Raw genomic sequence first — 26,597 nt, 5'->3', positions numbered from 1 at the left:
ATGAGTACAACATTATTAAATAACAATAAAAATATCTCTATTTTTCATTCAAATATAATTTTAGAAATATTATCAGAACTTAACAATCTTCTATTTGAAGATATTATTTGTCAAAAATTTTTATTAAAATTATCTATTCATTTTTTTATTGATAAAGCTGCAATATATTTAAAAGATTATAATGAACCATCTTTTTATTTAGTTTCAAAAATGGGTATAATTAACACAAAATATCAATATTCAATAAAAGAAAAAGAAATTATTACAATGAATAATTTAAAAATCCCTCTTATCTTCAACAAAATACAAAAAAATCAAACAATATTTGAGTTTTTTAATGAATCAAAAAAAGCCTTAATTTTACCTTTAATTTTCGTTGATGAAATGATCGGTTTTGTTTTAATTACAAGAAATCTTGATATAGATTTTTTAAATGAAGAAATTAATCTTATTATAGCTTGTGTAGATGAGCTATCAAAATCTTTAAATAGTATTATTTTTATAAGAAAGAACCAAATATCCCAAGCTAAATTGACAGAATCACATGAACAATTAAAATCATTTGAAACCTTAAAAAACTCTTTTATTTATAATATCACACATGAATTTAGAACCCCTTTAGTAACAATCAAAGGATATCTTGATCTTTTAAATGAAGAAGACCTTGGCGAACTAAATCAACAACAGAAAAAAGCTCTCCAAATAATAATTAAAAACAGTAATAATCTTTCATATATGATTGATAACCTTTTGTTATTTATACAAATATCTGATAAAATAAAAAATTTTAATAGAGAAAAAATAAATATTTGTGAATTTGTTAAATCTATTATTAAAGAATATGAGAATATAAATACACCAATAATTTTAAGTACTCAATCAAATGAAATATTTATCAAAATAAATCCAGAATTTATTAGAATAGCTATAAAACAACTTATTGATAATGCTATTAAATTCAACAAAGACAATAAACCAATAATGATATCTATAGAGAAAGATGAAAATTACGCTTATATTTTTATTATTGATAAAGGTATTGGGATGGATGAGGAGACAATTAATAATATATTTAAACTTTTTTATCAGCATTCTAAAGATCTTTCAAGAAAATATGGAGGACTTGGATTTGGTCTATCATTAACAAAAAAAATATTAGAACTGCATAATTTTAAGTTAATAATAGAATCCAAACTAAATGAAGGGACAAAAATTGGATTTAAAGCAAATATTTCAAAAGATTGAAAATTTCATTTATCCTAAAATTGAATCTAATAATTTAAATTATAAATTCAATAAAGAAGAACTAGACTATATATTTTCAATTTTATATCCATATATTATATTTTATTCTAAAAATTTTAGAAACGATGATGACTTTGCAAATGACTTTGCTTTATATTTTTATGAAAAAATTGATTATATTATTAATAATTATGATATAAAAAAAAGCAGTATTTCTACATATCTAATACTTGTTATTAAATCAAAACTTTATGAATTTTTAAAATCAACTAAAAAGAAAATTGAAGAAATTTCTTTAAACGAAATCTATTCAAATTGTAAAAGTATTAACAGCAAAAATTGTATAAATGAAATTGAAGAAAATACTCCTATTTATATTGATTCAAATAGTAGTTATTATTTAAATGATGATCAAGCTTTTTATAAGAAGATTATAAACAATATTATTGATTCATTAAATGGTATTGATAAAGCTATTTTTTGCCTATATTATTATGAAATATTAGATGAAAAATTAATAGTTGAAGTTTCAAATATATTAAATATTGAAATTTCAGTTTTGATAAACTTAATAAATGAATTTAGAAATACTAATAATAAGAAATATGAAACTTTTGAAATTTTAAAACATAAAATATATAAAATAGATAGTAGTGAGAAAAAAGAAAAAATTTTTGAAAAAATATCCACCTATAATATTACCGGAGATATTTCAATTATTGCAAAACTAACAAATTTATCGGAAAATGCTTTAAGAATAAGATTAACAAGAATAAAAGAAAAATTTTTAAAAAAATGAAATTTTTTATTAAAAACTTTAGTATATATTATAAATATTTTAAATTATAAAATTAATGAATTATAAGTTTACATTATATAAAATAAAAAATAGAAGAGGAAAAATGAAATTTAATCATTTAGATATTGAAGACTTTTATAATATTATTACAAACAATATTGATTCAGATTTAAATTTATACAATAATCATCTTAAAAATTGTAAATATTGTCAGGAAGCTTTAGTTACTTTAAATGATCTCAATTTTATGGAAAAACTAGCCATTTCAAAAAACGAATATATTGTAAGTCTTTCTTTATATAACCTAATTTCGAAAATTGTTTTCATTAATTTTAACAGAAAAATAAACTATCAGACAAAAGAAGTTCAGTTTAGAGGGTCAAATGAGAGAAAATTTGTAGAATTTACAATTGAAGAAGAAAAATATATCATATTTTGTAAATATTTTCCAGAAAATGATGAAAAAAGTATCAAAATAAATTTAAAAAGTAAAATTAATCATTTAAAAATATCCTTTATTGATAAAAATAATAAAAAAGAAAAAATTCTATACTTTGAAAAAAATCCATTAAATAATGATCTTTCCTTTTTAATAAAAGAAAAATACTTAATATTAGAAATAGATGAAAAAATCACAAAATTTGTATAATGAAAAAATTAAAAAATAATTATAAATTAATTAATTATTTTATAAAATATAATTATAAATAAAACACCCTATAATTATTATTTTAATGTAAAAAAAATATTTTAGTTAAAAATTTTTTCTCTATTTAAAATGTTTGTTACTTTATTTTCATCATAAAATGACAAAAATTTGAATAGCTCATACCCATCTTTATATTTATTTTCAAGTATGAACATATAATTTATTAATGGATCATTTATAATATTTAATTCTTTAGAAAATTCATAAAAAAAATTATAAGAAAGATTGTCCTCTATTAAAAAAGAACTAAATATTGATTCTTTCAATCCTTTATTTATTAATTTCCTAATAATATTGTCCTTTGATGAAATAGTTATAAGGCACGATAAAAAAAGAATAAAAAATGGTGAGGATTTAAGTGATTCTACAACTTCTAGACTAATAGGTTTTTCATTTAAAATAATTGTATTAAAGTTCTCTTTAAGATATCCATGTGCAGAAATAAATGTTATGAAATCATTTCTAAAATTATTAATAAGCAATTCTTCACTATCAACAAGAATAATTCTATCATAATTACCTTTAAATGCTATCTCTCTTTCTTTTTCAGAATTTTTTGTTTCAGGTTTAAAATAAAAATATGAAATATTTTTGTTAAAAGTATTGGATAAATTATCAAAATTTAATTTTATTCTATTGCTTAAATCATATTGTATAAAAACAAAAGATATAGTATTTTTATTCTTTACACATTTTTTTATAAGTATTTCCCATGGAACAAGAGAAGAATAAAGATCAAGTTTTATTATTAGATGAGAATTTTCTATATTATCAAGATCTATACCTGTTAATTTATAAAAAATATTATTAACTTCCTCTTCAACAAAATTAATATTTTTATAATCTATAGGGTCTTTTTTAATAATATTTTGATTGAGGTCAATTTTTTTACATAAAATAAAGTTTATTTTTTCTAAAGGAAATGGATAAATTTTTAAACTTTGGCCTAAAAAGCTTTCATTATAAATTGAATAAAATCTTTCTTTATCATGAAAAATGGAGATTTTTATTGTATTTTTAGGTTTTTCTAAAAGATTTAAATAATATAATCCTTTTTCAGATTTAATTAGACTATAAACATCGCAACTAATTCTTTTTTTGAATGTAAAATTATCATTCCAAGAAAAAGGACCATAAAAAGAACTATTAAGATTTAAAATAAATTTTTTATCAACTATATCATTTATATTAAAATAACTTAAATTATTTTTCTTTAAATATTTTGATAATAATATCGATATTTCAATATTTTCTTTTAGTTCAATATTTTCAATTTCAATAATTTTAAATTTATCTAACATTAAAATATACCTTAAAAGTAACTTTTTTTAAAAAGAAAAGAAATTATTTATTCTTAAAAAATATTTTTTTAAATGAAAGAATTTCTAAAAAACAAAAATAAAATATTTAATAAATATATCATATTATAACTTTTTTAAGTTTTCATACGCATCAGGTTCTCTTAAATAAAAAGGCTCTATTTTATCTATACTATTTTTAAATATTTTGTTTAAATAAGTTAAAACAAATAAAAATACTCTCTCAAGATCAACTTCAATTTTGGATGTATAAAGATTAATATTTTTTTCTTCTTGAATCAATAATAAATTTTTATTTTTATAAAATTCATTGTAAAATTCTTCATTCTGATTAAATTCAGAATCAAAGAACAACTTTATATTTTTATTGTTATCTTTATCAATAACATCTTTTAAAATTGAGAAAATATTTTTAATCTCAAAATCAAAATAGTAAAAATCTTTTATTAAATTTATTTCTCCCTTTTCCTTAAAAATTTTTTCTAAATCTTTAGCTCTTTGTATCATTCCATAAAATTTTTTCTTTTTACCAAAAATAAGGGGTACTATTATATCATCTTCACTTATAAATCCATTATTAAAAACAAAAGATATAAATTTAATAAATATAGATGGAATTTCAATAATCTTAATATCAGAATTTACTAATAATCCTTTAATAAATGAATAAGCAATTCTAATACCTGTAAATGAGCCAGGTCCTGCACCTAAAACAACCAAATCTATATCACTTACATTATCAAGTCTACCTAAATTAAGAATATTTAAAACTATTTCGTATATATTTTCAGTATGTTTAAATCCTGCATCTATTATTATTTGATAGATTTCAAAAAGATCACTATTTTTTACTATTAATTTATATTCTTTTTCTAAATTAAATTTATTTATTTTATTAAACTCATTAAAATTTTTAACTTTGCATAAACCAGCATATAACTTTTCTGTAGAACTATCTAAAAATAAAATATTCATATAGTCCCTTAAAAATTTTATTCTTTCACTAGTTTTTCTATCTTTATCTCTCTTTCATTTTCTGATAAAACTTTTAACTTAACAATATATATATTGTTTATATTATATTCTATAAAATTTTCTAAAAATTTCATCCCCCACTCAAAAAAATTTATATTACCACTACTTTCAATATATTCCTCTATTCCAATATAATAAAGCTCATCAAAATCATCAATTCTATACAAATCAAAATGATTTATTTTTAATTTTAAAGAATTATTATTATTTGTAACAATATTTTCAAAATTTACTTTTATATCATAAGAATTAACAATGAGAAAAGTAGGAGAAATAATATCTTCCTCTATTTTAAAGTAATTTGCAATTCCTTTCATAAAAACAGTCTTCCCACTACCAAGTTCTCCATCAAGTATAACAATATCATTAGATTTTAAGATTTTAGCAAAATTAAGAGCAACCTCTTTTGTTTCATCAACATTCTTAGTTTTAATCTTATCAATAATAATATTCATAATATATCTTAAATTTTTTAATAAAATAATTTCATTTTTCTTTTGACATTTTATTAAATTAAAAAATTTTAAAAAACTATAAGGAATTATTTCAAAATTGACATTTTTCTTATTTTTGTAACTATTTATAAGGTTAATATAAAATGAAAACTTTAAAATATATTTATAAAAATTATTTAAATAAATTAAAAAACTCCAAAACTTTTTTTTATTTTTTCTTTTCTTTATTATCAGCTTTTCTTCTTAATTTATCTGTAACTTCTGACACAAATCTCATACTTTTTTTCAATATACCTTTATTTTTAATATACTACACTTATATCATTAAAAAAGATAAGTACTTATTTAATATTTCTTTAATACTTTTCTCATTAACTGGAGGAACATTTTACTTTTCATGGATGAATATATACTCCAAAATAATTTATCCTATTGCTACTTTTGTTTTATTTTTATATTACTTTATTTCATTCCATTTTGATTATATTATAAATATAAAATATTTAAATAAAATTTTTAAAAACAAATTTTTTTTCCCTGCTTTTCCATTTATCTGGTTAATTCTTCTTTTTATTCTTGATCAAACAAAAATAGGGGCATTTCTTTATACATGGGCTTATTTTTTCCCTTTATCATCCCCATATATTCAGTTTATAGGAGTATACGGTGTTACATTTATCATAATTTTATTTTCTCAGTTGATAATAAGCTTTTATTTTTCAAAAAGTAAAAAGGGAGTTTTTATTTCAATTTTTATATATATAATCTTTATTCTTTCATCAATATTTTACTCACTTTATTTAAACGATCTTATATTAGAAAAAACATTTATGAGAAAAAAAGATAATTATGCTAAAATAAAATTTGCTCTAATACAAGGTAATTTTAGGGAAAGCTGGGAACACAGAAAAAACCATGTATTATATATTCTAGATAGTTACTTAAAACTAACTGAAGAAGCTTATTTTAATGAAAAATTTGATATGGCAATATGGCCTGAATATGCAATTCCCGGCGATGTCATCAATGATGAAAGATTAAAAATTCCAATTTCTAACTTATGTAAAAAATTAAATATAAGCATTCTCCTTGGTTGCTCTCCATGGGTTTTTAACCATCCTGTCTACCAAAATTATAATGCTGCTCTATTATTTTCTAATGAAGGCAAAATTGAACATACTTATTATTCTGTAAATCCTTTACCTTTTGATTATGATGTAAAACCTGGTGAAAAATATACTGTTTTTAATTATAAAGGATTAAAATTTGCTGTTTTAATGTGTTACGAAGAGGTATTTGATAGAATATCAAAATTATTTATTAAAAATTTTAATATTGATTTTTTTGTTGTTTTAACAAATCATGCTTTGTTTGATCATTTAAAAGGAGCATATCAAACAACACTTCTTTCAAGAATCCATGCAGCAAATTATAGAAGATATATTTTAAGAGCTACAAACTCCGGCTACACAATGATAATCTCGCCATCAGGAAAAATTATATCAGAAATTCCACTGAGAAAACAAACTTATCTAATTCAGGAACTAATATTTAAAAAATAGGAATTTATTAAAAGACTATTCTCTAACTCTATAATCAAAGTTTCTATATTTTTTTAAATACTTTTTTCTGCCAACTAAAGCATAAAACAATCCAAAAATAAAGCCACCAATGTGGGCCCAATATGCAACATTGTTAAACTGACCTTCATAAATCTGAGCAACCCCTGAAAAAAATTGAATTATAAACCATACAAATAGAAAAATTATAGCAGGAACATTTATTGTATACAAGAATATAAATATTGGAACAATAGTTACTATTTTTGCTCCAGGGAAAAGAACCATATATGAAGCTATTACTGCTGAAATAGCACCTGAAGCACCAATATTTGGGATAGAAAGGTCATTTGTAAAAAAAACTTGAACTAAAGAAGCAATTATACCCCCTAAAAAATAAAAAACAAGATACCTTAAATGCCCTAAAGCATCTTCGACATTATCGCCAAAGACATATAAAAACAACATATTTCCTATCAGATGGATAAAGCCTCCATGTAAAAACATTGCAGTAATAAGAGTATAAAAGTAAGTAAGAGGATCTTGGAAAAATCTTTGGGGAATAAAAGCATATTTCATAATAAATTCATTAAGTTCTCTATCATTCATTTTTACCTGATAAACAAATATTACAATATTTGTAATTAATATAAGCCAGTTAAAAAATGAAAAACCTTTGGTTTTATTGTAATCTCTTATTGGTATCATATTTTATCCTGTAAAATTAATTTTTTTTATCTTTTTCTTTTATTAAACCTAATGTATAAGCTTCTATTAAATTTTTTAAGTCTTCAATTTGAATCTTTAATTCTTTACCTATATCAGTGTCTTTAATATAAAGCCTTCTATTTAATCTCTCAATAACAAGAGTATCTGGAATTGAGTCATAACCTTCATAAATAGCTTTTTTTAAAGATTCAAAAGGTTTATGTACACCTAAAACATATTCCCTAGAATTAAATATTAAAGTATATCCTGCAATACCAGTTTCTGATTGGTAAGCTTTTGAAAACCCTCCATCAATATTTATTAATCTTCCATTTGCTTTAACAGGTGATTCTCCTTTTTTTACTTTAACTGGCATATGACCATTTATAATGTGACCTTTTTCTTCATTCAAATCGAACATTTTTAATATTTCTTTTGCAACACCTTCATCTTCTCTAAACTCATAATAAGGATTTTTTTCTTCTTTGTGTGTATCTTTGTCATCTATAAAGTACCTTTCAAATGTCTTCATTGCATATTTTCCAAAAAGAGGAGATGCTGGGCCACACCATAAATACCACATTATATCTCCTCCATACTCTTTTTCCTCTTTGTTATTTGAAAAAAAGCCAGTTCTCACATGCTTAGATAATAGCATAATAAATTGTTTAAAATCTAATTCCTTTCCTTCAACAAAATATTTTTTAAATTTACCCTCTTTTGTCATAGGAATACACCCATGAAAAAGTAAATTACCATTATATTTTAAAATTATCTCTCCATTTGAAAGAAGAAATCGAGCATGCTTCGCAAGTCTTTCACTATTAATAAATGAAGCTATTAGCTTTTCTACAACCTTGTTTTCCTCATTTGTTAATTTATATGGGTCATTAGGATCAATAGTTGGAAAAAATTTATCATTTAACTCATAATCTTTGCCATTTATTTTAACCCTATAATTATTATAATCTATCTTATCAAGAAGCAATCTATCCTCCATTTCAAACTCAGGCCTTTTTTTAATAAGTTGACCTTCAAGTTTAAATTGAATAATAGTAATAGCTTTATGCATTTTTGTTATAAGGTCAATTTCACTTTTGCTAAATTCATCATCTTTAACTTTTGGCACAAACTTTAATGCTTTATCTTCTTTATAAAAATCTAGAGCAAAGGTGGCAAGAGGAAGAAGATCTATACCATAACCTTCTCTTAAAGTATCAAGATTACCATATCTTAATGATATACGAATTACATTTGCAATGCATGCTGGATTTCCTGATGCTGCTCCTATCCATAATATATCATGATTACCCCAAGTTATATCGACTGAGTGATAATTTATGAGTTCTTCCATTATAATATCAGCCCCAGGTCCCCTATCAAATATATCTCCAAGAACATGAACTCTACCAACAATAAATCTTTTTATCAATTCTGAAAGAGTAATAATAAATTCGTTAGCTTTATTTAATTCAATAATAGCTTCGATTATTGAATTATAATATTTCTTCTTATGTCTTTTTTCTCTATCTTCATTTAATAGTTCATCAATTATATAGCTAAAATTTTGGGGCAATGCTTTTCTAACTTTTGATCTTGTATATTTTGAAGATACATACCTACAGAATAATATTAAATTATATAGTGTTTCTTTATACCAATTTATTCTTTCTATATCACTTTTAAATTCTTTTAGCACTCTGTCCAGTTTTTCTTTAGGATAATAGATTAAGTTAGCAAACTCTTTTCTTTCTTCACTACTTAGCTTATCTTCAAAAAATGTTTCTATTTTTCTTTTTACTTCTCCAGATGCATTATTTTTAACATGAATAAAAGCTTCATATTCTCCATGAAGGTCAGAGATAAAATGTTCTGTTTCCTTAGGCAAATTTAAAATTGCATTTAAGTTAATTATCTCTGTAATTGCATTTTCAATTGTAGGAAATTGTTTTGAAAGAATTAATAGATAATTTAAATCTTTTTTAGTAAGTTTTTTTTGTACCTTGTTTTTTATTATCATATTAATCCCCAATTTCTACTTAATAATATATTAATACATTTTAGTATAAAAAATTTTTATCAAAAAAATATTTATTTTATTGCATTTACAGAATAACAAATTAATGATATTGCATTCAAGGTTCTATAAAAATGTTTCATATTTTCTGAAAAAAATTGTATTTTCCTTGGTTCAATTAATCTAACATAAGGTAGAATTGATGCTAATTTTGCTCTAGCAGTATCTAAAAATTCAATTTCACAATTTAAAGGATATATTTCGCCTTTATCATTTCTTTTGGGATAAATTATTTTTCTTTTTTTTCCTAAATCTTCACCCTTTTTATAAAGTAAACTTAAAATTTCATTTTTAGGATTCATGATTCCACAAAACCTTGAAATAGAATCTTTAGATATACAATATTCTATAGAATCAGGATATCCTGGAGCAGTTTCTATAGTCTGTTTATCTCCATAAATAAAAGAAAGAGGAACATTAAACTCAGATGCAAAATAGGAATTTATTCTTGCTTCATCAACTATTTCTTCATTTATTTTAATAGTATAAAAAGATGAAGAAGAATATGTATGGCCCATCATACCATTTTCCGAAGGGGAAGTATGATACCCAAAAAGAACTAAATCAGTAAATGTATCATCAATACCTTCTATCATATAATAAACCCTAGGCCAACCTCTTATCAACTTAACTCCATCCAATTCTTCCCATAATAAAGATGAACCAAAAGAATGTGAATCCGAAACAATAATTTCAGCATCTTTATTTTTATTCTTAATACCATTTATAAATGCTTTAAGTTGCTCTGTTGCTAATTTATTCCATTTCATATCATTATCAGTTTCTCTCCAAAAAGCAACCCCAGCTATACCTTCAAAATCAAAAGAAATATATACTTTCACTTTAATCCCCTGTAAATTTATATTAAAAATTAATATTTAACTTTTAAAATATATTAACTTTATATTTTTATTTTTCAATACATAGAAGTATTATAAATTTTTTCATTTTATTTTTTTTCTTAATTTTACCATAATAATTTTTAATTTTTTAATTTTATTTCCTAAAATTAATTGACTTTTTTTAAAAATATTTTAATTATTAGATATCTAACTATTAAATTTACTTAACTATTATTTTATGGAATATAAAGAAGATTTAAAATATTTAAATTTAATATTTGAATTATCAAAAAAAATATTTTCTTTATTATATTCAAAACTTGAAAAACTAAATCTTCATCCTGGTCAACCTCCAATTTTACTTCTTTTACTTAAAAATAATTTCTTATCATTAAATGAAATTTCAAAGAAAATTCATGTAAAAGCTTCTACTGTAACTGTTATAATTAAAAAATTAGAAAAAAATAAACTTGTAAAAAAAATATCAAAAGAAGAAGACAAAAGAGTTCTTTATGTCCAACTTACTGAGAAAGGAAAAGAAATTTCATTAAAAACATATGATATTATAAAAAATATAGAAGAAGAAATAATAAATTCCTTCACAGAGGAAGAAAGAGAAAATTTAAAATATTTATTTAACAAAATTATTTTAAGTTTAAATAACATTAAAATTTAAAAAATTTTTAATAATTAATATTTTTTAAGGAAATTTTTATGTCAACAACATTAAAACATTTCAAACCTTATACGATTAAAGCATTAATAACTATAATTTTAGTAGCTATAGCAGCCTTGCTTAATCTATACCTTCCAAATATGATGTCAAATATTGTAAATAAGGGAATAACCAAGCAAGACATTTATTATATAATTCAAATAGGGTTAAAAATGCTTTTCATATCTCTTATTAGTGTAATATTCGGTGTATTATCTCATCTTACCTCTGCAAAAATTGCTGCATCTTATGCTAAAGATCTAAGATATTTAGTTTTTAATAAAGTAACTAGCTTTTCCCTTGCTGAATTTGATTCCTTTTCCACCGCTTCTCTAATTAATAGAAATACAAATGACATTATACAAATTCAACAATTTTCCATTATGATGATGAGAATGGTAATTCGTGCGCCTATACTTTCTATAGGTGGAATAATTATGGCTTTTTCTATAAACTCTAAACTTTCAAGTATACTTTTTGTTTCCTTACCCTTACTTTTTTTTGGAATAAGTTTATTGATAATAAAAACCATGCCTCTATTCAAACAACTTCAAAATAAAATAGATAAAATAAATTTAATTGTTAGAGAAAATATATTAGGTGTAAGAGTTATAAGAGCTTTTAATAAAGAAGATTATGAAGAATCTAGATTTAATCTTGCTAACATTGACCTTACAAGAAGTGCTTTGTTAGTAAATAGAATTAACTCAATTATCTTTCCTTTAATGATGTTTATAATGAACTTTACTACAATTGCAATCATTTCTTATGGTGTTAAATTAATTGATCTTAAAAAATTAAATATAGGCGATCTTATGGCAGTTTTACAATATGTAATTCAGATACTTTTTGCTTTTGGCATGATTTCAGTTATTTTTACATTTCTACCTAGAGCGGTCGCATCCATTAATAGAATTGATGAGGTTTTAAATAAGGAAAATAGCATAAAAGATAAAGTTACTAAATTAAATAAAAATGTTACTACAATATCAAAATTAAAAAACAAAGAAATAATTTTTGATAATGTAACTTTTTATTATCCTTTAAGCAAAGAACCTGTTCTTGAAAATATAAGCCTCTCTATACCCGAAAACAAAACTACTGCTATAATCGGAAATACAGGAGCTGGAAAATCCACTTTAATATATCTACTTCTTAGATTTTACGATGTCTCAAGTGGTAAAATTACAATTGGTAATATTGATATAAGAGATTTTAACCAAAATGAATTAAGAAATCTTTTTGGTTATTCTCCACAGAAACCTATTATATTTAGTAATACTATTTTTGACAATATTAAATTTGGTAGAGAAATCAATGAAAATGATATATTAAATGCTGCTAATATTGCTATGGTAAGTGAATTTGCTGAAAAAATGCAGCATAAATTTTATTCTATAATTGCTCAAGGAGGAACAAACCTTTCAGGTGGGCAAAAACAAAGGATTTCTATTGCTAGAGCTATTGCAGAAAAAAAATTTTTCTATATTTTTGATGATTCTTTTTCAGCTTTAGACTTCAAAACAGATAGTAAAATTAGATCAGAACTTAAAAAATTTTGTGCAGACTCTACAGTTATAATTGTATCCCAAAGAGTTGCAACAATTCTTGATGCAGATCAAATTATTGTCTTAGAAGATGGTAAAATTGCAGGTATTGGGAATCATAATAGTTTATTAAAAACATGTGAAGTTTATAAAAATTTTGTTAAATCACAACTATCAGAAGAAGATATTCTGCATTTAATATAAAAGATAAAAATTTTATTATAAACAAACATTATTTTAAAAATTTTATATTAGGAGTTATAAATGTCAGAAAAAGATAAATTTCAAACTACAAGCACACCTACATTAAGAATAGGTATGCGAGGGCCTGGTTTTAGAGGCCCGGGAGCACATCTTGGAGTTCCCCCTGAAAAACCGAAAAATTTTAACAAAACACTTAATAGACTACTTTTTGAACTTAGACCATTTTATATTTCCTTATTAATTGTTCTTTTATTTACAATATTTTCCACAATCTTAGCCATTCTTGCCCCTAAAATAATGGGAAAAGCATTAACTATTCTTTTTGAAGGTATAATAGCAAGATATTTTTCTCCTAATTATAGAATAGATTACCAAAAAATTTATAAAATACTTTTCAATCTTTCTTTAATGTATATTGTTACAATTTTATTTAATTATGTTCAACAATATATTATGGCTGGAGTTTCTCAGAAACTCGTTAAAAATCTAAGATCAAAGATGATGAATAAACTTAATAAATTACCTTTAAAATATTACGATTCAAAAACTCATGGAGATATACTTAGTAGATTTATTAATGATATTGATACTATAAGCTCTACTTTACAACAAGGACTTGTTCAGGTTTTCTCTTCTATTATATCTATAATAGGAGTTATCATAATGATGCTCACAATCAACCCCCTTCTTACATTAATTACTATTTTAACTTTACCTCTAAGCATTTTCTCAACTTCTTTTATTGCAAAACAATCTCAAAAACAATTTAGAGAACAACAAAAAATATTAGGGGAAATAAATGGTCATATAGAGGAATCATTCTCTGGTCATATTATAATAAAAAGTTATAATAGAGAAAAAGATTCAATAGATAAATTTTCAAGTATTAATGAAAAATTATATAATGTTGGATGGAAAGCACAGTTTTTTTCAGGAATTATTATGCCGATTATGAATTTTATTTCTAATATCGGATATGTAATCATTGCTGTTGTTGGTGGTATATTTGTAACAAAAAAAATAATTACTATTGGTGATATCCAAGCTTTTATTCAATATTCAAACCAATTTACACAACCAATAATTGCAATTTCAAATATAATTAATTTAATTCAATCAACTATTGCAGCATCAGAAAGAATTTTTGAATTACTTGATGAAGATGAAATAGAAAAAGAAAATGAAAATAGTATTGAATTAATAGAAATTAAAGGTAAAGTTAAATTTAATTCTGTTTACTTTTCATATTTACCTGAAAAAAGATTAATAGAAGATTTTTCTTTAAATATTAATGAAGGGGAAATGATAGCTATTGTAGGACCAACTGGTGCAGGGAAAACTACTCTAGTTAACCTTATTATGAGATTTTATGAAATAAACAATGGCCAAATATTAATAGATGATATTAATATAAAAACAATTAAAAGAAAAAATTTAAGATCATTTATAGGAATGGTTCTTCAAGATACATGGTTATTTAATAGTACAATAAAAGAGAATATAGCTTATGGTAAAGATGGAGCTAAAGATGAAGAGATTATAGAGGCTTCTAAAAAAGCTTATGCCCACCATTTCATTTCTTTGCTACCTGATGGTTACAATACAGTAATTAATGAAGAATCAACTAATATTTCAGTAGGAGAAAAACAATTAATCACAATTGCAAGAGCCTTTTTAAAAAATCCTGATATATTAATATTAGATGAGGCTACTAGCAATGTTGATACATTAACTGAAATTCATGTTCAAAAGGCAATGAAAGAACTCATGAAAGGAAGAACTTGTTTTGTAATAGCTCATAGACTCTCTACAATTAAAAATGCTGATAAAATAATTGTAATGAATGAAGGAAAAATAATAGAAACAGGTACCCATGAAGAATTATTAAATAAAAAAGGATTTTATTATCAACTTTACCAAAGTCAATTTTTAGGAATGCAAATATAAAAAAATCGGGCTGACTGGATTTGAACCAGCGACCCCTACTACCCCAAAGTAGTGCGCTAGCCAACTGCGCTACAGCCCGATTAATAAATTTAGTAATTCAAATATTCAACTAGATTTTAAAAAAAACTTTACAAATGTCAATATGTATGATTTAATATTTTTATGAATATCAATAAAAATATTATATTAATTAACAATTTTTCCTATGAAGAATTTCTAAAAATAAAAGAATATTTATTAAGCATATTTGAACATGATTTTATATTAGATTTTTTCCCCGATGATCAAAATATTACTTTATCTCAATCTATAAAGGAATCCATAGAAGAAGCTTCATTCTTTCCTATGGAGCAAAGATTAGATTATTTTCTTAAAACTTCAGATTTTAATAAAGAATCTTTTATTTTTATTTACTTAAAAAATTCGAAAAATCTTTTAAATATAATTAAAAATTTTCCATTTAAAAATGAAAAAAAAATTATATTTTTTACCCTTACAGATAAGAATGGCACATTAAAAATTAAAGATCTTTTTAACCATCTAATAGATGAATACAGAAAAGCTAATAATAATAATTAAAAAATTACTTATTAAATATTTGAGAAAAAATCATCCCAAAAAACATCAAAAAAACTCCCAATATTTCTCTATAATTTAGTACTTCTTTTAAAATTAAAAAACCACCTATAACTGCAAAAACGCTCTCCATACTTAATATTATAGCAGCATGTGATGGATGAGCTTTTTTTTGTCCAAAAACTTGCAAAGTATATGCAATACCAACAGATAAAATACCACCATAAAGGATAGGAATAATTGCATCATATATTTTTAATATGTTAATTTTTTCAAAAAAAATAGAAATTAACAATGAACATAATGAGCAGATATAAAATTGAAATAGTGATATTTTAAGTGGGTTCTCATTTTTTACAAGATAATCTATATATAAAACATGAATAGCCCAAAAAAAAGCTCCTATTAATACTAGAAAATCACCTTTAGAAATAGTAAAATTCTCTTTAATAGATAAAAAATATAAACCAACAACAGAAATAATTGCTGCAATAAATTTAAATAAGCTTGTTTTTCTTTTAATAATAATGCCAAATATTGGTACCAAAACAACATACAAACCTGTAATAAAACCAGCTTTCCCAGCATCAGTAAAAACAATTCCAACTTGTTGAAAAGAAGAAGCTATAAATAAAATAAGTCCAAGTAGAAAAAGTTTTAAATTTATTTTCTTATTTTTATTATATACTATTTTATTGAAAATTTGAGGATTTTTTATCTTATCATAAAAATATAAAGGTAATAAAGAAGAAGCCCCTAAAAAAAACCTTATACCATTATATAAAAATGGGCCTATATTTTCCATTGCTTTTCTTTGAGCAACAAATGCAAATCCCCATATAAAAGATGCAGAAAGTAATAATAAATCAGATTTTATAAAATTAGAAATATCTTTTCTTCTCATAAATTATATCCAAAATCAATTTATAATAATTTAATTTTTTTTAAAGTAATTTATATTTTTGTTAACTTTTTTTAACTAAATTTTATTGAATTTATTTAATAATTATTTAAAATTTAATTGATGAAATTTATTAACTTTTTTTATGAAATACTTGAAACATTTCTTGAAGTAAAAAATTGTTCTTTTTCATATATATATGATCATAATACTAATCAAAGATATATAGGAATTATTTTAAATAATATTACAAATGATGATTTTAATGAACTATTTGATCTTTATTTAGAAAATAAATATAATTCTTTACCTTTTATAAAATCACCTAATAATATTCAAAAAATTTATTACATTGATGATTTTTATATAAATACCCATTCAGTTTTAATTTTATTTGATTACTTTGAATTTAGACCTTTATCAAAAATTAATCTTGATAATAACGAAAAAATAGAAGTTCTAAAAAAATTAGTATTTATAGTTAATTGGGCTAATAAAGTTAATATTTCTATAGGCAATATCTCTTTAGATTATATAATTCTTGATAATAACAATTACCCTTACTTTATTCTAATAAAAGGTAATTCTAACCTTTCGAAAGATTTATACTTTTTATCCAATATTGCTTCGAATCAACTTAAGATTTATAATTATGAACCTGTTATTAAAGACCAACTTATAATTGATGAAGAAAAATTTAACTATATTTTACATTATTATTCAAATAATTTTAAAATATCAATAGATTTTTTTGAACCATTAATTAAAGATATTAAAAATGAGTTTAATAATTTTATATATAAAAATGATAATTATAATTTATATTCTTTTATAAACTTTGAAGTAAAAAATAATTTTCGATTTAGTAACAACCCACATATTATAAACTTGGCAGGTTTCCCATCATATCTTTCGATATTAATTTCTAACTTAATTGAAGATTTATCAATAAAACACAATATTATATTTTTAAATTTAAATGGAACTCCAGATAAATTTTCTTTACTTTATGATTTTATAGAAAAGACATCAAAAAATTTATATACCAAATCCTTTATAGATTATAATAATATTATAATAAACAAATTATATCATAAACATGATGATATTATAAAATTCCAAATTAAAAAAATTATAAATGAATTAATAGAATTAATTGAAACTATCACAAAATCCTATAACATCATAATTTTTATTAATAACTTTGATTACATGGATAAATTTAGTTTAGAATTTTTAATGACTCTTTATAAACTTGAAAATTCCAATATTGCTTTTTTTATAAATACTCTAAAGTATAATGAATTAAAATTTTTTAAAATAATAACTTATAAACATTTTATAAATCTCGATGAAAATAAAAATTTATTTGAATATTTTGTTAATTTTCTAATAAAATTTTCTTTTATTGCAAACGAGGAAAAAGAAAATTTAGCAAACTTAAATCTTGATAAATTAATTTTTATTTTACAAAATAATTTTACAGACTTTTTAATATTAAAAAATAATAATATATTTTTTAACCAAAAAAAAATATCAAATCTTTTATTAAATAAAGAAATTGGATTAATATTTAAACTAATTCAAAATATTGATTTAAAAATATTTTCTCTTTATTTTTATTATTTTGATAAACCATCTAAAATTGAATATTTTAAAAATATCGAAGGACATAATCTCATACCAATAATTAATTTTCTAATAAAGAATAAAATATTAATTAATATTGATGAAGGAAGATTTTTACCAGCAGATATTAGAATTACAAGAATGCTTGTCCTTGAATATATTTCTCAAAAACACAATAAAAAGAAAATATTAGAAAATGTATGCAAAATTTACCTTCAAAACTTTGATAACTTAAACAATAATGAAATTTATGCACTTATCTTGTATTTAATTGAAATTAAAAACTACGAATTTGCAGCTGAAATATTTTACCAAAAAGTTCTATACAAATATTTTGTTTCAAACCATTTTATAAATGAGAAAGAGTATTTTGAATTATTAAAAAAAGTTAAAAATAGGACATTAAATTTTAAAAAATTAAAAGATAATTTATCTTCTATTATTTTTCAAATTTCTTATTATTTAATATATTATAAAAATAACAGCAATAAAATCACTGAAAAACTAGATCTTCTACTCAATAAGAAAGATAAATTAAAAAATAATTATATAATTCTATTTTCTAAATTATTTATATTTTTAACATATGGGAAAATTAATGAATCTAAAGATATAGTTGAAACTATTGAAAAATATCAAGATCTATTTAACAATACCGATTTAAAAATTTATTATTCACTTATAAGCTCATACTATTTTTTAAATTTTAAAACTACTCAAACAATTGAAATATCAAAGAAGTTTATAAGATTTCTTTACTCTTTTAATGAAATTGACAAAGAAAATGAGTTATATCTTAACTCCATTTATAAAATATCCTACTCTTTACTTTATCAACAAAATCATAAAAAATCAAAGGCTTATTCAAATTATCTTTATAAAATAGCAATAAAGTATGATAATAAATATTTTATTTTTAGAGCATTAAGCAACCTTGGAACATTTTATTATAGAAGTAAAAAATACTATGAAGCATCTATCTATCTTTTAAAAGCATATGAAATTTCTCTTAAATTATTTGATAACACTCTCTATTTTGTAGCATTAAACAATAAGAACTTACTTGAAATTGATATAAAACAAAAGATTAATGTTTCATATAAAGCACTCAAGATATCTAAAAGCCTTCATAATATTAACTATTTTGCACTTGCTCTTTGTAATTATACAATAAACTGTTATAATGGATTAAAATTTAATAAAATTAATGCCATATTAAAAAAATATTTTAATTCTCTTTTTAATGAAAATCTATATTATAATAATAATTATTTAAGGAGAATATTACAATTTTCTATTATTATCTCAAATTTTTTAATTGTAAATAAGGAAGAAAATTATATAATAACAATATTTTATAATCTTTTAAACATATATGAAAATATTAAAAAAGATCATACAATAATTGAAGAAATACTAGATTTATATTATTTTTCTTTATCTTTTTATAAATATATTATTTTTGATTTATTAAAAATTGATTTAAAAAAGATTAATTTTAATTTAAATTATTTAAATGATATAGAAGACTTTGCTTCTTTTTTAAAAAAATCTATAAAATCACAACAAAAATTAATAAATATCGATCTTATATACGAAATTATTTTTGATTTTGGTTATAATATATTAGGAAGAGAATATATTATTGAATCTTTGCTAGACACAATAAATAATAATAATAATAATTTAAATTTTATTCCTCCTAATATTATCCTTTATTTAAAATTATCTAAAACAAATAAATCTGAAGAAATTGTTTATAGATATTTGAATAAGTATTTTAAATTAAAAGAACTTGATTACTGGTTTTCTTCAAGTAACTATATTAAAATATTTCTTTTTTATAAATATGTAAAGTGTTTAAAGTCATTAAATAACAAATATCTAAATTATTACCTAAAAAAATTGACTTTATATAAAAAACATTTAGAAAAAGTTTATTTAGATTCCTCATTATTTCCACATTATAATAAATTATTAAGTAAAATTGAATCTTTTATAAAAGATAACAGTTTTATAAATATAAAGTATAGACAAGTTAATTTTTTTAATAATTATAGTTTTTATATATTAAATTTTAATAAAAATAAATCATTTAATAATATTTTAGTACAGCTATTAGATGATTTGAATTTTGATAGGATAATTTTTTTTCAAAATAACGGAAACAATGATTTTAAAATTGAATTTGAATACTATAATAAAAATATTTTTTTTCTTAATAATGAACCCATTAATATGATTTGGAAAAATGATTTATCTATCTTATCAAAACCTCAAAATTTTATATTTAAAAATTCTGAAATTTTTCAAATTATTATAATTCCAATTTATAATAATAAATACTACAGAAGACATTTATACAACAATAACTTTTCCGATATAAATCTACTTACTGGTTTTATATATCTTGATAAAAAAATTAACATTAAAACCAATATAGACATTAATCATTTATATTTACTTTCATTACTTATTTCTAATTATTATATTTCTATTAAAAATGAAAATTTCTATATGAAAGATAGGTTAACTGAATTATATTTAAAAGATGTTTTTATAAATAAAACTCTCGAATATTTTGAAAAAAGCGAAATTAGTAAAAACCACTGCCTTTTAATGGTTGACATTGATGATTTTAAAAAAATTAATGATACTTTTGGACATCAAAAAGGTGATTTTGTACTAAAATGCATTGCCAATACAATAACAAAATCACTTAGAAGCTATGATTTTGTTGGAAGATACGGAGGAGAAGAATTTATAATTTTCTTACCTAACACTGATATTAAAAATGGTTTTTTTATTTCTGAAAGAATAAGAAAAAACATTGAACTTCTTAAAATTCAAGGAATTCCTTACAGTATGACAGTTAGTATTGGTATTTCTAGTTATCCAGAAGATGGTTTCATATTAGAAGAGCTCATAAACAAAGCAGATAAAGCCTTATATTTCGCAAAAAGCTTGGGGAAAAACAGATCAATTGTTTACCAAGAATAAATTTCCAATTTTTCATTAAAAATTCAGAAAAATAATTTATCTAAAAAACATAATATATTAATATAATAAAAAATTAACCTATAAACACTATTTATATTATAATGCATCATTATAATACATAATAGATAAATTTTTTATACACTAATAAAAACTATAAATATAATAATTTAATAAAAGATTTTTTTTAGATAAATTTTTTTTAAGTAATAATATTTTATACTATTGTGAATAAATAAATTCAGGCAAACTTTTATATCTTCTGCATGCATGAAAATGTTCATTACCAATATCGATAAGTGATGGTTCTTCCAACTCCCAGCATTCTCTCTCCGCAAAAATACATCTTGTATGGAATCTACACCCAGATGGTATATTAGCTGCAGAAGGTATTTCCCCTTTAATTTTTATATCCTTTAATGTTTTTACTTTTCCAGGTAGTGGTTCACATACTGCATTTATTAAAGTTCTTGTATAAGGATGAATAGGGTTATCTATTACTTCATCTATATTCCCCATTTCAACAATCTTTCCAAGATACATTACTGCAACTCTATCAGCAAAATACCTTGCAGTAGATAAATCATGAGTAATATAAATATAAGTTAAATTCATCTCTTTCTGTAAGCTTCTCATCATCGCAAGAATTTCTGCTCTTGTAGAGAGATCTATCATAGATACTGGTTCATCAGCTACAATAATTTGTGGTTTTAAAGCAATTCCTCTTGCAATTGCTACTCTCTGTCGTTGTCCTCCTGATAACATATGAGGAAATCTATCAAGATATTCTTCTGGTGGAAATATTTTTACACTTTTTAACAATTCTTTTGAAATGTCTAACCTATATTTTAAATCACCAATTTTATGTATAACTAAAGGCTCAGCTAAAACTTTTTTAATTCTAAATCTTGGATTCATTGATGCATAAGGATCTTGAAAAATCATTTGACACATTCTTCTATATTCTTTCAATTCTTTTCCCTTTATATGAGCAATATTTCTACCATTAAATATTATTTGACCATCTGTAGGTTCGATTAATCTCATAATAAGTTTTCCAGTTGTAGTTTTCCCAGATCCAGATTCTCCAATAATAGCAAATGTTTCTCCTTTTCTTACTTCAAAACTTATTCCATCTACAGCTTTAACAAATTTTTTTTCCTTTAAAATTATAGATTGAAATCCATGTTGTAATGGAAACCATTTTTTAAGATTAACAACTTTTAATATTATATTATCATTTGATTTATTTCCATTCATAAATTTTCTCCTAATATTTTTATAAAAACACATGAATATTTAAGTTCTTACCCAACAAGCAATAAAATGATCCTTTTCTATCTCTTTAATAGGAGGTTCAAAATCTTTACATTTATCTAATCTAACATGACATCTTTCATAAAATCTACAACCTTGAGGTGGATTTAAGAGATCTGGTGGAGTTCCAGGAATAAAAGAAAGTTCATCAACTTTTTTATGAAGTAATGGAGTAGCTTTTAAAAGTTTTTCTGTATAAGGATGGATAAAATCCTCTTTCCTTGCATATATTTGTTCATTTAAACCTATTTCCATTATCTTGCCACCATACATAACACACAATCTATCAGATATCTCTGCTTCTGTTGCAAGATCATGAGTTATAAATATAGAAGCAATATTTATCTTTTGTTTTAATTCTTTTATAAGATTTAATATTTGTGCTTGAACAACAACATCAAGGCCAGTAGTAGGTTCATCTAGTATGACAATATGTGGTTCTAAAAACAAAGCCATAGCAATTACAACTCTCTGTTTCATACCACCTGAAAGTTCATGCGGATATCTATCATAAATATCATCAGAAAGACCCACTAAATTTAAATATTTTATAATTTTATTTTTAGCTTCTTTTTTATCAACATTACCATAGTGCTGTATCATTGTCTCCATCATCAATTTCCCAACAGTATAAACTGGAGTTAAACAGTTCATAGCTCCTTGAAATACCATAGAAATCTTTTTCCACCTAATTTTTTTTCTAAGTTCAAATTCTGAGTATTTAGTTATATCTTCATTTTCTATTAATATTTTACCCCCTGCTATTTTCCCTGGAGTTGTTGGCATACCAAGTAAAGCAAAACCAGTAGTAGTTTTACCACATCCTGATTCACCAACAAGGCCAAGAGTTTCTCCTTTCGATAAACTAAATGAAATATCATCAACAGCTTTAACTATTCCTGCAGATGTATAATAATAAACTTTTAAATTTTCTACACTTAAAACTTTTTCCATATCTTTCCCTTTTTTAATAATTTTATGTAAATAATATCAAGATAAATTTCTATCTTGTTCTTAGCTTTGGATGTAATATCTTGTCCATTGCCCAACCAACAAATACAAAACTACTTGCAAGTAAAGACATTATTAATCCTGGTGGAATAATCCACCACCATAAACCATTTATAAAAGCAGAACCTGTTTGAGCATCATGTAATATTGAACCCCATGTCACAATAGTCGGATCACCTAATCCTAACAAACTTAAACCAGCTTCAGAAAGTATAGCCCCTGGAACAGCAAAAGCCATATTTGCAAAAGTTAAAGGTAAAATCAAAGGCATTATATGTTTAAAAATAATTCTCCAATGGTTTGCCCCAAGTGATTTAGAAGCTTCTATAAATACTTCTTCTTTTATTTGCAAAGATATAGCCATTATGGTTCTAACTGATCCAGTCCAACTAAAAATACATAATAATATAATTAAAACCCATATGTTAATTTTAAATACAGCTGAGATTCCTATTAAAATTGGTAGCATAGGAATATTTATAAAAAATTCATATATTCTATTCATTATATTTCCTATTGTTCCACCAAAATAAGCACTTGTAACTCCCCAAAATAAGCCAATAAAAACAGAAACAATTGCAGTTAATAATCCAATTGTTAAAGCCCATTTTATTCCAGCAATTATACCAGAAAAAATATCTCTTTTTGCATTATCTGTTCCAAGAAGTCCTGAAACTTTACCAGTGATAACTATTCGTACATTTTCTAATTTAGTATCCTCTTTTAAAATACATTTTATAATCATATTATAATTTCCTTTAAGCATTTCAGGTTTAACAGTTATATTTTCTTTTTTTTGCCCAAACAAAACATCCATAGTTTTTAGTTGAAAAATGTCAACATATTGAAGATTAGTCTCACTTTCAAAGCTTTTAACAAATTCAAAAATAGTATTTTTAATTTCATTTTCAAGTGGAATTCTTACATGTTCATTCTCAAAAATTCCAGTTCTTTTGTACAAACTTAAAATTTCTCCATCAGGCCTTTTACATAAAATTTCAATACTAGCTAATCCTTCTATATCCATATGAACAATTATATTTTCAGGAGAAAAATCATATTTAAAATTATAATTAAAACTATATTCTTTAAATAGAATTCCATTTTCTTCACTTTCAGATAATTTATAATCATTTATAAATTCTGTTTTTGGTCTTTTCATTTTATGAAAAAAATTATACCAAATTGGTGGAACACCTACAGGATTATCCTCCCAATATTTAATATCTCTCCATCTTTTATTTGTTTCTTTATATGGTAAAATTAAAGGTTCAAAAATCATTAATATTATAAATAATAAGATTATTATTATACCTACTATTCCTACTCTAACCTTTATAAACTCAAGAACAAATTCTTTAAATTCAGAAAATATTTCTTTTATTTTCATGCTTTTCCTCCAACTTTAATCCTTGGATCTAATAATCCATAAATAACATCAAGTATAACAAGCCCTATCATAAACAGAAATATATTAATAGATACATTCCCCATTACAACTGCTAAATCGTTTTGCTGTAAAGCAATCCAATATAAATTTCCCATTCCAGGCCAACTAAATATACCTTCAAATATAATAGCTCCTCCAAGAGATCCAAATAATCCAAGTAAAACCATTGTAACTATAGGTGGTGCAGCAGATCTTAAAGTGTGGCTATATAAAATTTTTCTCTCAGATAACCCCCTTGCTCTTGCAGACATTATAAAATCTTCATTCATTGTTCCAAGCACAATTTGTCTTATGTAATAAGCTGATCCCCAAATTTGGGCAATTACAAGAGTTAAAATTGGTAAAGTCATATGCCATAAGAGATCCAAAAAACCTAAGATCCCTAAAGGTCTTGGATTTGAATACATTCCTCCAGAAGGAAAAGCTTTTATAGTATAAGCAAAAAAGAATATTATAACCATTCCAAGCCACCATAAAGGTAATCCATGGTTTGCTAATGCAATAAAACTAACAGTTCTATCAAGCACACCCCCTGGTTTCCTAGCCATTTTTAGTCCCATAACTATTCCAATTATTGTAGTTATTATAAAATCTGTTGTAAAAATCAAGATAGTATTAGGTAAAGCTTCTGCAATTATTTTCCAAACAGATCTATCACCACTTGAAGACCTCATAAACATAGAGTTACCAAAATCAAATGAAAATGCTTTCCATGCTCTATAAAAAACTCTAAATAAAAAAGGTTTATCAAGCCAATTTCTTTTATATAACTCCTTTAATCTTTTATCTTTCCATTCTTTCATCTGATCAGCATTCATATTTGCTTTTTTTGATATATTAATTGCTTCCTGTTTTATTTGTTCATCAATATTTTGTCTTACAACTCTTTCAGCTTGCTCATTAAAAATATATGAAACTACAATTAATATGATAGCATACATAATAACAGCATTGAAAAATCTTTTTATTAAAAACTTCCTATACATATTAAATCCTCTTATTATTTATTAATAACTATTTATCATAATTAATATAAAAAATCAAGAAAATCTAATTACTATATTTTATAATTTTTTTCTAAATAAATAATTTTTTATAAGTGTATTTAAAAAAATTTTGGGGTAATCCTTTTAAGGATTACCCCAAATTCAATAAAATATAAATCAATTAATTTAATTAAAAATTATTAGAAGAAAATTAAGAATGTAGTTTCTACAGCTGGAGCTTCATTTCCATAAACAGCTTCAATAACAAGTACATAAGAACCTGCAGCTAAAGCTTTAGTATCAGCTGCTGGTATAGTAACTGTAAATACACCTTTTCCAGTCATTGTTGCTGTATAAACTTTTTCTTTTCCATCTGGTAATACTAATGTTGCTTTAACTGTTCCTTTATCTGCATCAACAGCTACATCTTTTGGATAATCAAGAACTGATACATTAATAGTTACAACAGTATCTTTATTTTTATCTAATGTCTGTGGAAGAGTTATTTTATTAATTCTCATTCTCTTTCCAACAAGAAGTTTCTTCCAATAATATGGATCATATGGATA

21 protein-coding genes and 1 tRNA gene are annotated in these 26,597 nt (G+C 22.8%); 9 read left to right on the top strand and 13 right to left on the bottom strand.

Going from position 1 to position 26,597, the window contains the following annotated elements:
• The 3 genes from N3A58_06030 (at position 1) to N3A58_06020 (ending at position 2,693) form a co-directional block, all read left to right on the top strand.
• On the top strand, positions 1-1,245 hold the full coding sequence (locus N3A58_06030; protein ID MCX8058954.1) for a HAMP domain-containing histidine kinase: 1,245 nt from the start codon (positions 1-3) through the stop codon (positions 1,243-1,245).
• Positions 1,214-2,044 (top strand): hypothetical protein, encoded by an 831-nt coding sequence (locus N3A58_06025; protein ID MCX8058953.1) that lies wholly within the window; start codon positions 1,214-1,216, stop codon positions 2,042-2,044. Before N3A58_06030 ends, N3A58_06025 begins: the two co-directional genes overlap by 32 nt.
• 103 nt (positions 2,045-2,147) lie before the next feature.
• Entirely contained in the window at positions 2,148-2,693 is a 546-nt protein-coding gene (locus N3A58_06020; GenBank protein MCX8058952.1) for a hypothetical protein, read from the top strand.
• A 101-nt stretch (positions 2,694-2,794) separates the two neighbouring features.
• Here the strand turns inward: N3A58_06020 and N3A58_06015 are convergent, their stop codons facing one another.
• The 3 genes from N3A58_06015 to tsaE all read right to left on the bottom strand — a co-directional run bounded on the left by N3A58_06015 (position 2,795) and on the right by tsaE (position 5,562).
• The gene (locus N3A58_06015; GenBank protein ID MCX8058951.1) at positions 2,795-4,054 is read right to left on the bottom strand and encodes a hypothetical protein; all 1,260 of its coding nucleotides are present in this window, start codon (positions 4,052-4,054) and stop codon (positions 2,795-2,797) included.
• A 123-nt stretch (positions 4,055-4,177) separates the two neighbouring features.
• Positions 4,178-5,047, bottom strand: a complete 870-nt coding sequence (locus tag N3A58_06010; GenBank protein MCX8058950.1) for a hypothetical protein — start codon at positions 5,045-5,047, stop codon at positions 4,178-4,180.
• A gap of 17 nt (positions 5,048-5,064) precedes the next feature.
• Positions 5,065-5,562 (bottom strand): tRNA (adenosine(37)-N6)-threonylcarbamoyltransferase complex ATPase subunit type 1 TsaE, encoded by a 498-nt coding sequence (gene tsaE / locus N3A58_06005; GenBank protein ID MCX8058949.1) that lies wholly within the window; start codon positions 5,560-5,562, stop codon positions 5,065-5,067.
• 143 nt (positions 5,563-5,705) lie between these two features.
• On the opposite strand from tsaE, the gene N3A58_06000 reads away from it, so the two are divergent.
• Positions 5,706-7,124 carry a hypothetical protein gene (locus N3A58_06000; GenBank protein ID MCX8058948.1) on the top strand — a complete coding sequence of 473 codons (1,419 nt, stop codon included), beginning with the start codon at positions 5,706-5,708 and terminating at the stop codon, positions 7,122-7,124.
• 15 nt (positions 7,125-7,139) lie between these two features.
• Here the strand turns inward: N3A58_06000 and N3A58_05995 are convergent, their stop codons facing one another.
• The 3 genes from N3A58_05995 to N3A58_05985 all read right to left on the bottom strand — a co-directional run bounded on the left by N3A58_05995 (position 7,140) and on the right by N3A58_05985 (position 10,748).
• Positions 7,140-7,829 carry a rhomboid family intramembrane serine protease gene (locus tag N3A58_05995; protein MCX8058947.1) on the bottom strand — a complete coding sequence of 230 codons (690 nt, stop codon included), beginning with the start codon at positions 7,827-7,829 and terminating at the stop codon, positions 7,140-7,142.
• A gap of 16 nt (positions 7,830-7,845) precedes the next feature.
• Positions 7,846-9,849, bottom strand: a complete 2,004-nt coding sequence (locus N3A58_05990) for a fructose-1,6-bisphosphatase (GenBank protein ID MCX8058946.1) — start codon at positions 9,847-9,849, stop codon at positions 7,846-7,848.
• A gap of 71 nt (positions 9,850-9,920) precedes the next feature.
• Positions 9,921-10,748: a M55 family metallopeptidase gene (locus tag N3A58_05985; GenBank protein MCX8058945.1), complete on the bottom strand. Its 828-nt coding sequence runs from the start codon at positions 10,746-10,748 to the stop codon at positions 9,921-9,923.
• A gap of 238 nt (positions 10,749-10,986) precedes the next feature.
• On the opposite strand from N3A58_05985, the gene N3A58_05980 reads away from it, so the two are divergent.
• From N3A58_05980 to N3A58_05970, 3 genes are read left to right on the top strand one after another with little or no spacing between them, the layout of a single operon-like run.
• A complete protein-coding gene (locus N3A58_05980) occupies positions 10,987-11,424 on the top strand; it encodes a MarR family transcriptional regulator (GenBank protein ID MCX8058944.1) in 438 nt (145 codons plus the stop codon).
• Positions 11,425-11,462: 38 nt separating this feature from the next.
• Positions 11,463-13,214, top strand: a complete 1,752-nt coding sequence (locus N3A58_05975) for an ABC transporter ATP-binding protein/permease (protein ID MCX8058943.1) — start codon at positions 11,463-11,465, stop codon at positions 13,212-13,214.
• A 60-nt stretch (positions 13,215-13,274) separates the two neighbouring features.
• Positions 13,275-15,161 (top strand): ABC transporter ATP-binding protein/permease, encoded by a 1,887-nt coding sequence (locus N3A58_05970; protein MCX8058942.1) that lies wholly within the window; start codon positions 13,275-13,277, stop codon positions 15,159-15,161.
• A gap of 5 nt (positions 15,162-15,166) precedes the next feature.
• Here N3A58_05970 and N3A58_05965 read toward each other — a convergent pair.
• Positions 15,167-15,240: transfer RNA gene (locus N3A58_05965), tRNA-Pro, on the bottom strand.
• 83 nt (positions 15,241-15,323) lie between these two features.
• On the opposite strand from N3A58_05965, the gene N3A58_05960 reads away from it, so the two are divergent.
• The gene (locus tag N3A58_05960) at positions 15,324-15,740 is read left to right on the top strand and encodes a hypothetical protein (protein MCX8058941.1); all 417 of its coding nucleotides are present in this window, start codon (positions 15,324-15,326) and stop codon (positions 15,738-15,740) included.
• A 4-nt stretch (positions 15,741-15,744) separates the two neighbouring features.
• Here the strand turns inward: N3A58_05960 and N3A58_05955 are convergent, their stop codons facing one another.
• On the bottom strand, positions 15,745-16,641 hold the full coding sequence (locus N3A58_05955; protein ID MCX8058940.1) for a DMT family transporter: 897 nt from the start codon (positions 16,639-16,641) through the stop codon (positions 15,745-15,747).
• Positions 16,642-16,761: 120 nt separating this feature from the next.
• Between N3A58_05955 and N3A58_05950 the strand changes: the two genes are divergently transcribed.
• Entirely contained in the window at positions 16,762-21,267 is a 4,506-nt protein-coding gene (locus tag N3A58_05950) for a GGDEF domain-containing protein (protein ID MCX8058939.1), read from the top strand.
• A 219-nt stretch (positions 21,268-21,486) separates the two neighbouring features.
• Here the strand turns inward: N3A58_05950 and N3A58_05945 are convergent, their stop codons facing one another.
• The 5 genes from N3A58_05945 to N3A58_05925 form a co-directional block, all read right to left on the bottom strand.
• Positions 21,487-22,524, bottom strand: coding sequence for an ABC transporter ATP-binding protein (locus N3A58_05945; protein ID MCX8058938.1), 1,038 nt, complete (start codon positions 22,522-22,524; stop codon positions 21,487-21,489).
• Between the two features lie 39 nt (positions 22,525-22,563).
• On the bottom strand, positions 22,564-23,535 hold the full coding sequence (locus N3A58_05940; GenBank protein MCX8058937.1) for an ABC transporter ATP-binding protein: 972 nt from the start codon (positions 23,533-23,535) through the stop codon (positions 22,564-22,566).
• 49 nt (positions 23,536-23,584) lie between these two features.
• Positions 23,585-24,982 (bottom strand): ABC transporter permease, encoded by a 1,398-nt coding sequence (locus N3A58_05935; protein ID MCX8058936.1) that lies wholly within the window; start codon positions 24,980-24,982, stop codon positions 23,585-23,587.
• Positions 24,979-26,028: an ABC transporter permease gene (locus N3A58_05930; GenBank protein ID MCX8058935.1), complete on the bottom strand. Its 1,050-nt coding sequence runs from the start codon at positions 26,026-26,028 to the stop codon at positions 24,979-24,981. Before N3A58_05930 ends, N3A58_05935 begins: the two co-directional genes overlap by 4 nt.
• Before the next feature lie 200 nt (positions 26,029-26,228).
• On the bottom strand, positions 26,229-26,597 hold a 369-nt coding region (locus N3A58_05925; protein MCX8058934.1), incomplete at its 5' end, for an ABC transporter substrate-binding protein.

The organism is Spirochaetota bacterium (assembly GCA_026415295.1).
Taxonomy (GTDB): Bacteria; Spirochaetota; JAAYUW01; order JAAYUW01; family JAOAHJ01; genus JAOAHJ01.
Note: the sequence above shows the minus strand (reverse complement) of the source record. Positions and strands in the feature narration are given on the sequence as shown.

What these genes read in the sequence shown, in the direction of transcription:
- N3A58_05950 (MCX8058939.1), top strand. Translation starts at nt 16,762, where the DNA reads ATGAAATTTATTAACTTTTTTTATGAAATACTTGAAACATTTCTTGAA.
- N3A58_06030 (MCX8058954.1), top strand. Translation starts at nt 1, where the DNA reads ATGAGTACAACATTATTAAATAACAATAAAAATATCTCTATTTTTCAT.
- N3A58_05935 (MCX8058936.1), bottom strand. Translation starts at nt 24,982, where the DNA reads ATGAAAATAAAAGAAATATTTTCTGAATTTAAAGAATTTGTTCTTGAG.
- N3A58_05960 (MCX8058941.1), top strand. Translation starts at nt 15,324, where the DNA reads ATGAATATCAATAAAAATATTATATTAATTAACAATTTTTCCTATGAA.
- N3A58_06020 (MCX8058952.1), top strand. Translation starts at nt 2,148, where the DNA reads ATGAAATTTAATCATTTAGATATTGAAGACTTTTATAATATTATTACA.
- N3A58_06010 (MCX8058950.1), bottom strand. Translation starts at nt 5,047, where the DNA reads ATGAATATTTTATTTTTAGATAGTTCTACAGAAAAGTTATATGCTGGT.
- N3A58_05970 (MCX8058942.1), top strand. Translation starts at nt 13,275, where the DNA reads ATGTCAGAAAAAGATAAATTTCAAACTACAAGCACACCTACATTAAGA.
- N3A58_05995 (MCX8058947.1), bottom strand. Translation starts at nt 7,829, where the DNA reads ATGATACCAATAAGAGATTACAATAAAACCAAAGGTTTTTCATTTTTT.
- N3A58_05940 (MCX8058937.1), bottom strand. Translation starts at nt 23,535, where the DNA reads ATGGAAAAAGTTTTAAGTGTAGAAAATTTAAAAGTTTATTATTATACA.
- N3A58_05955 (MCX8058940.1), bottom strand. Translation starts at nt 16,641, where the DNA reads ATGAGAAGAAAAGATATTTCTAATTTTATAAAATCTGATTTATTATTA.
- N3A58_05990 (MCX8058946.1), bottom strand. Translation starts at nt 9,849, where the DNA reads ATGATAATAAAAAACAAGGTACAAAAAAAACTTACTAAAAAAGATTTA.
- N3A58_06000 (MCX8058948.1), top strand. Translation starts at nt 5,706, where the DNA reads ATGAAAACTTTAAAATATATTTATAAAAATTATTTAAATAAATTAAAA.
- N3A58_05980 (MCX8058944.1), top strand. Translation starts at nt 10,987, where the DNA reads ATGGAATATAAAGAAGATTTAAAATATTTAAATTTAATATTTGAATTA.
- N3A58_05975 (MCX8058943.1), top strand. Translation starts at nt 11,463, where the DNA reads ATGTCAACAACATTAAAACATTTCAAACCTTATACGATTAAAGCATTA.
- tsaE (MCX8058949.1), bottom strand. Translation starts at nt 5,562, where the DNA reads ATGAATATTATTATTGATAAGATTAAAACTAAGAATGTTGATGAAACA.
- N3A58_06015 (MCX8058951.1), bottom strand. Translation starts at nt 4,054, where the DNA reads ATGTTAGATAAATTTAAAATTATTGAAATTGAAAATATTGAACTAAAA.
- N3A58_05945 (MCX8058938.1), bottom strand. Translation starts at nt 22,524, where the DNA reads ATGAATGGAAATAAATCAAATGATAATATAATATTAAAAGTTGTTAAT.
- N3A58_05930 (MCX8058935.1), bottom strand. Translation starts at nt 26,028, where the DNA reads ATGTATAGGAAGTTTTTAATAAAAAGATTTTTCAATGCTGTTATTATG.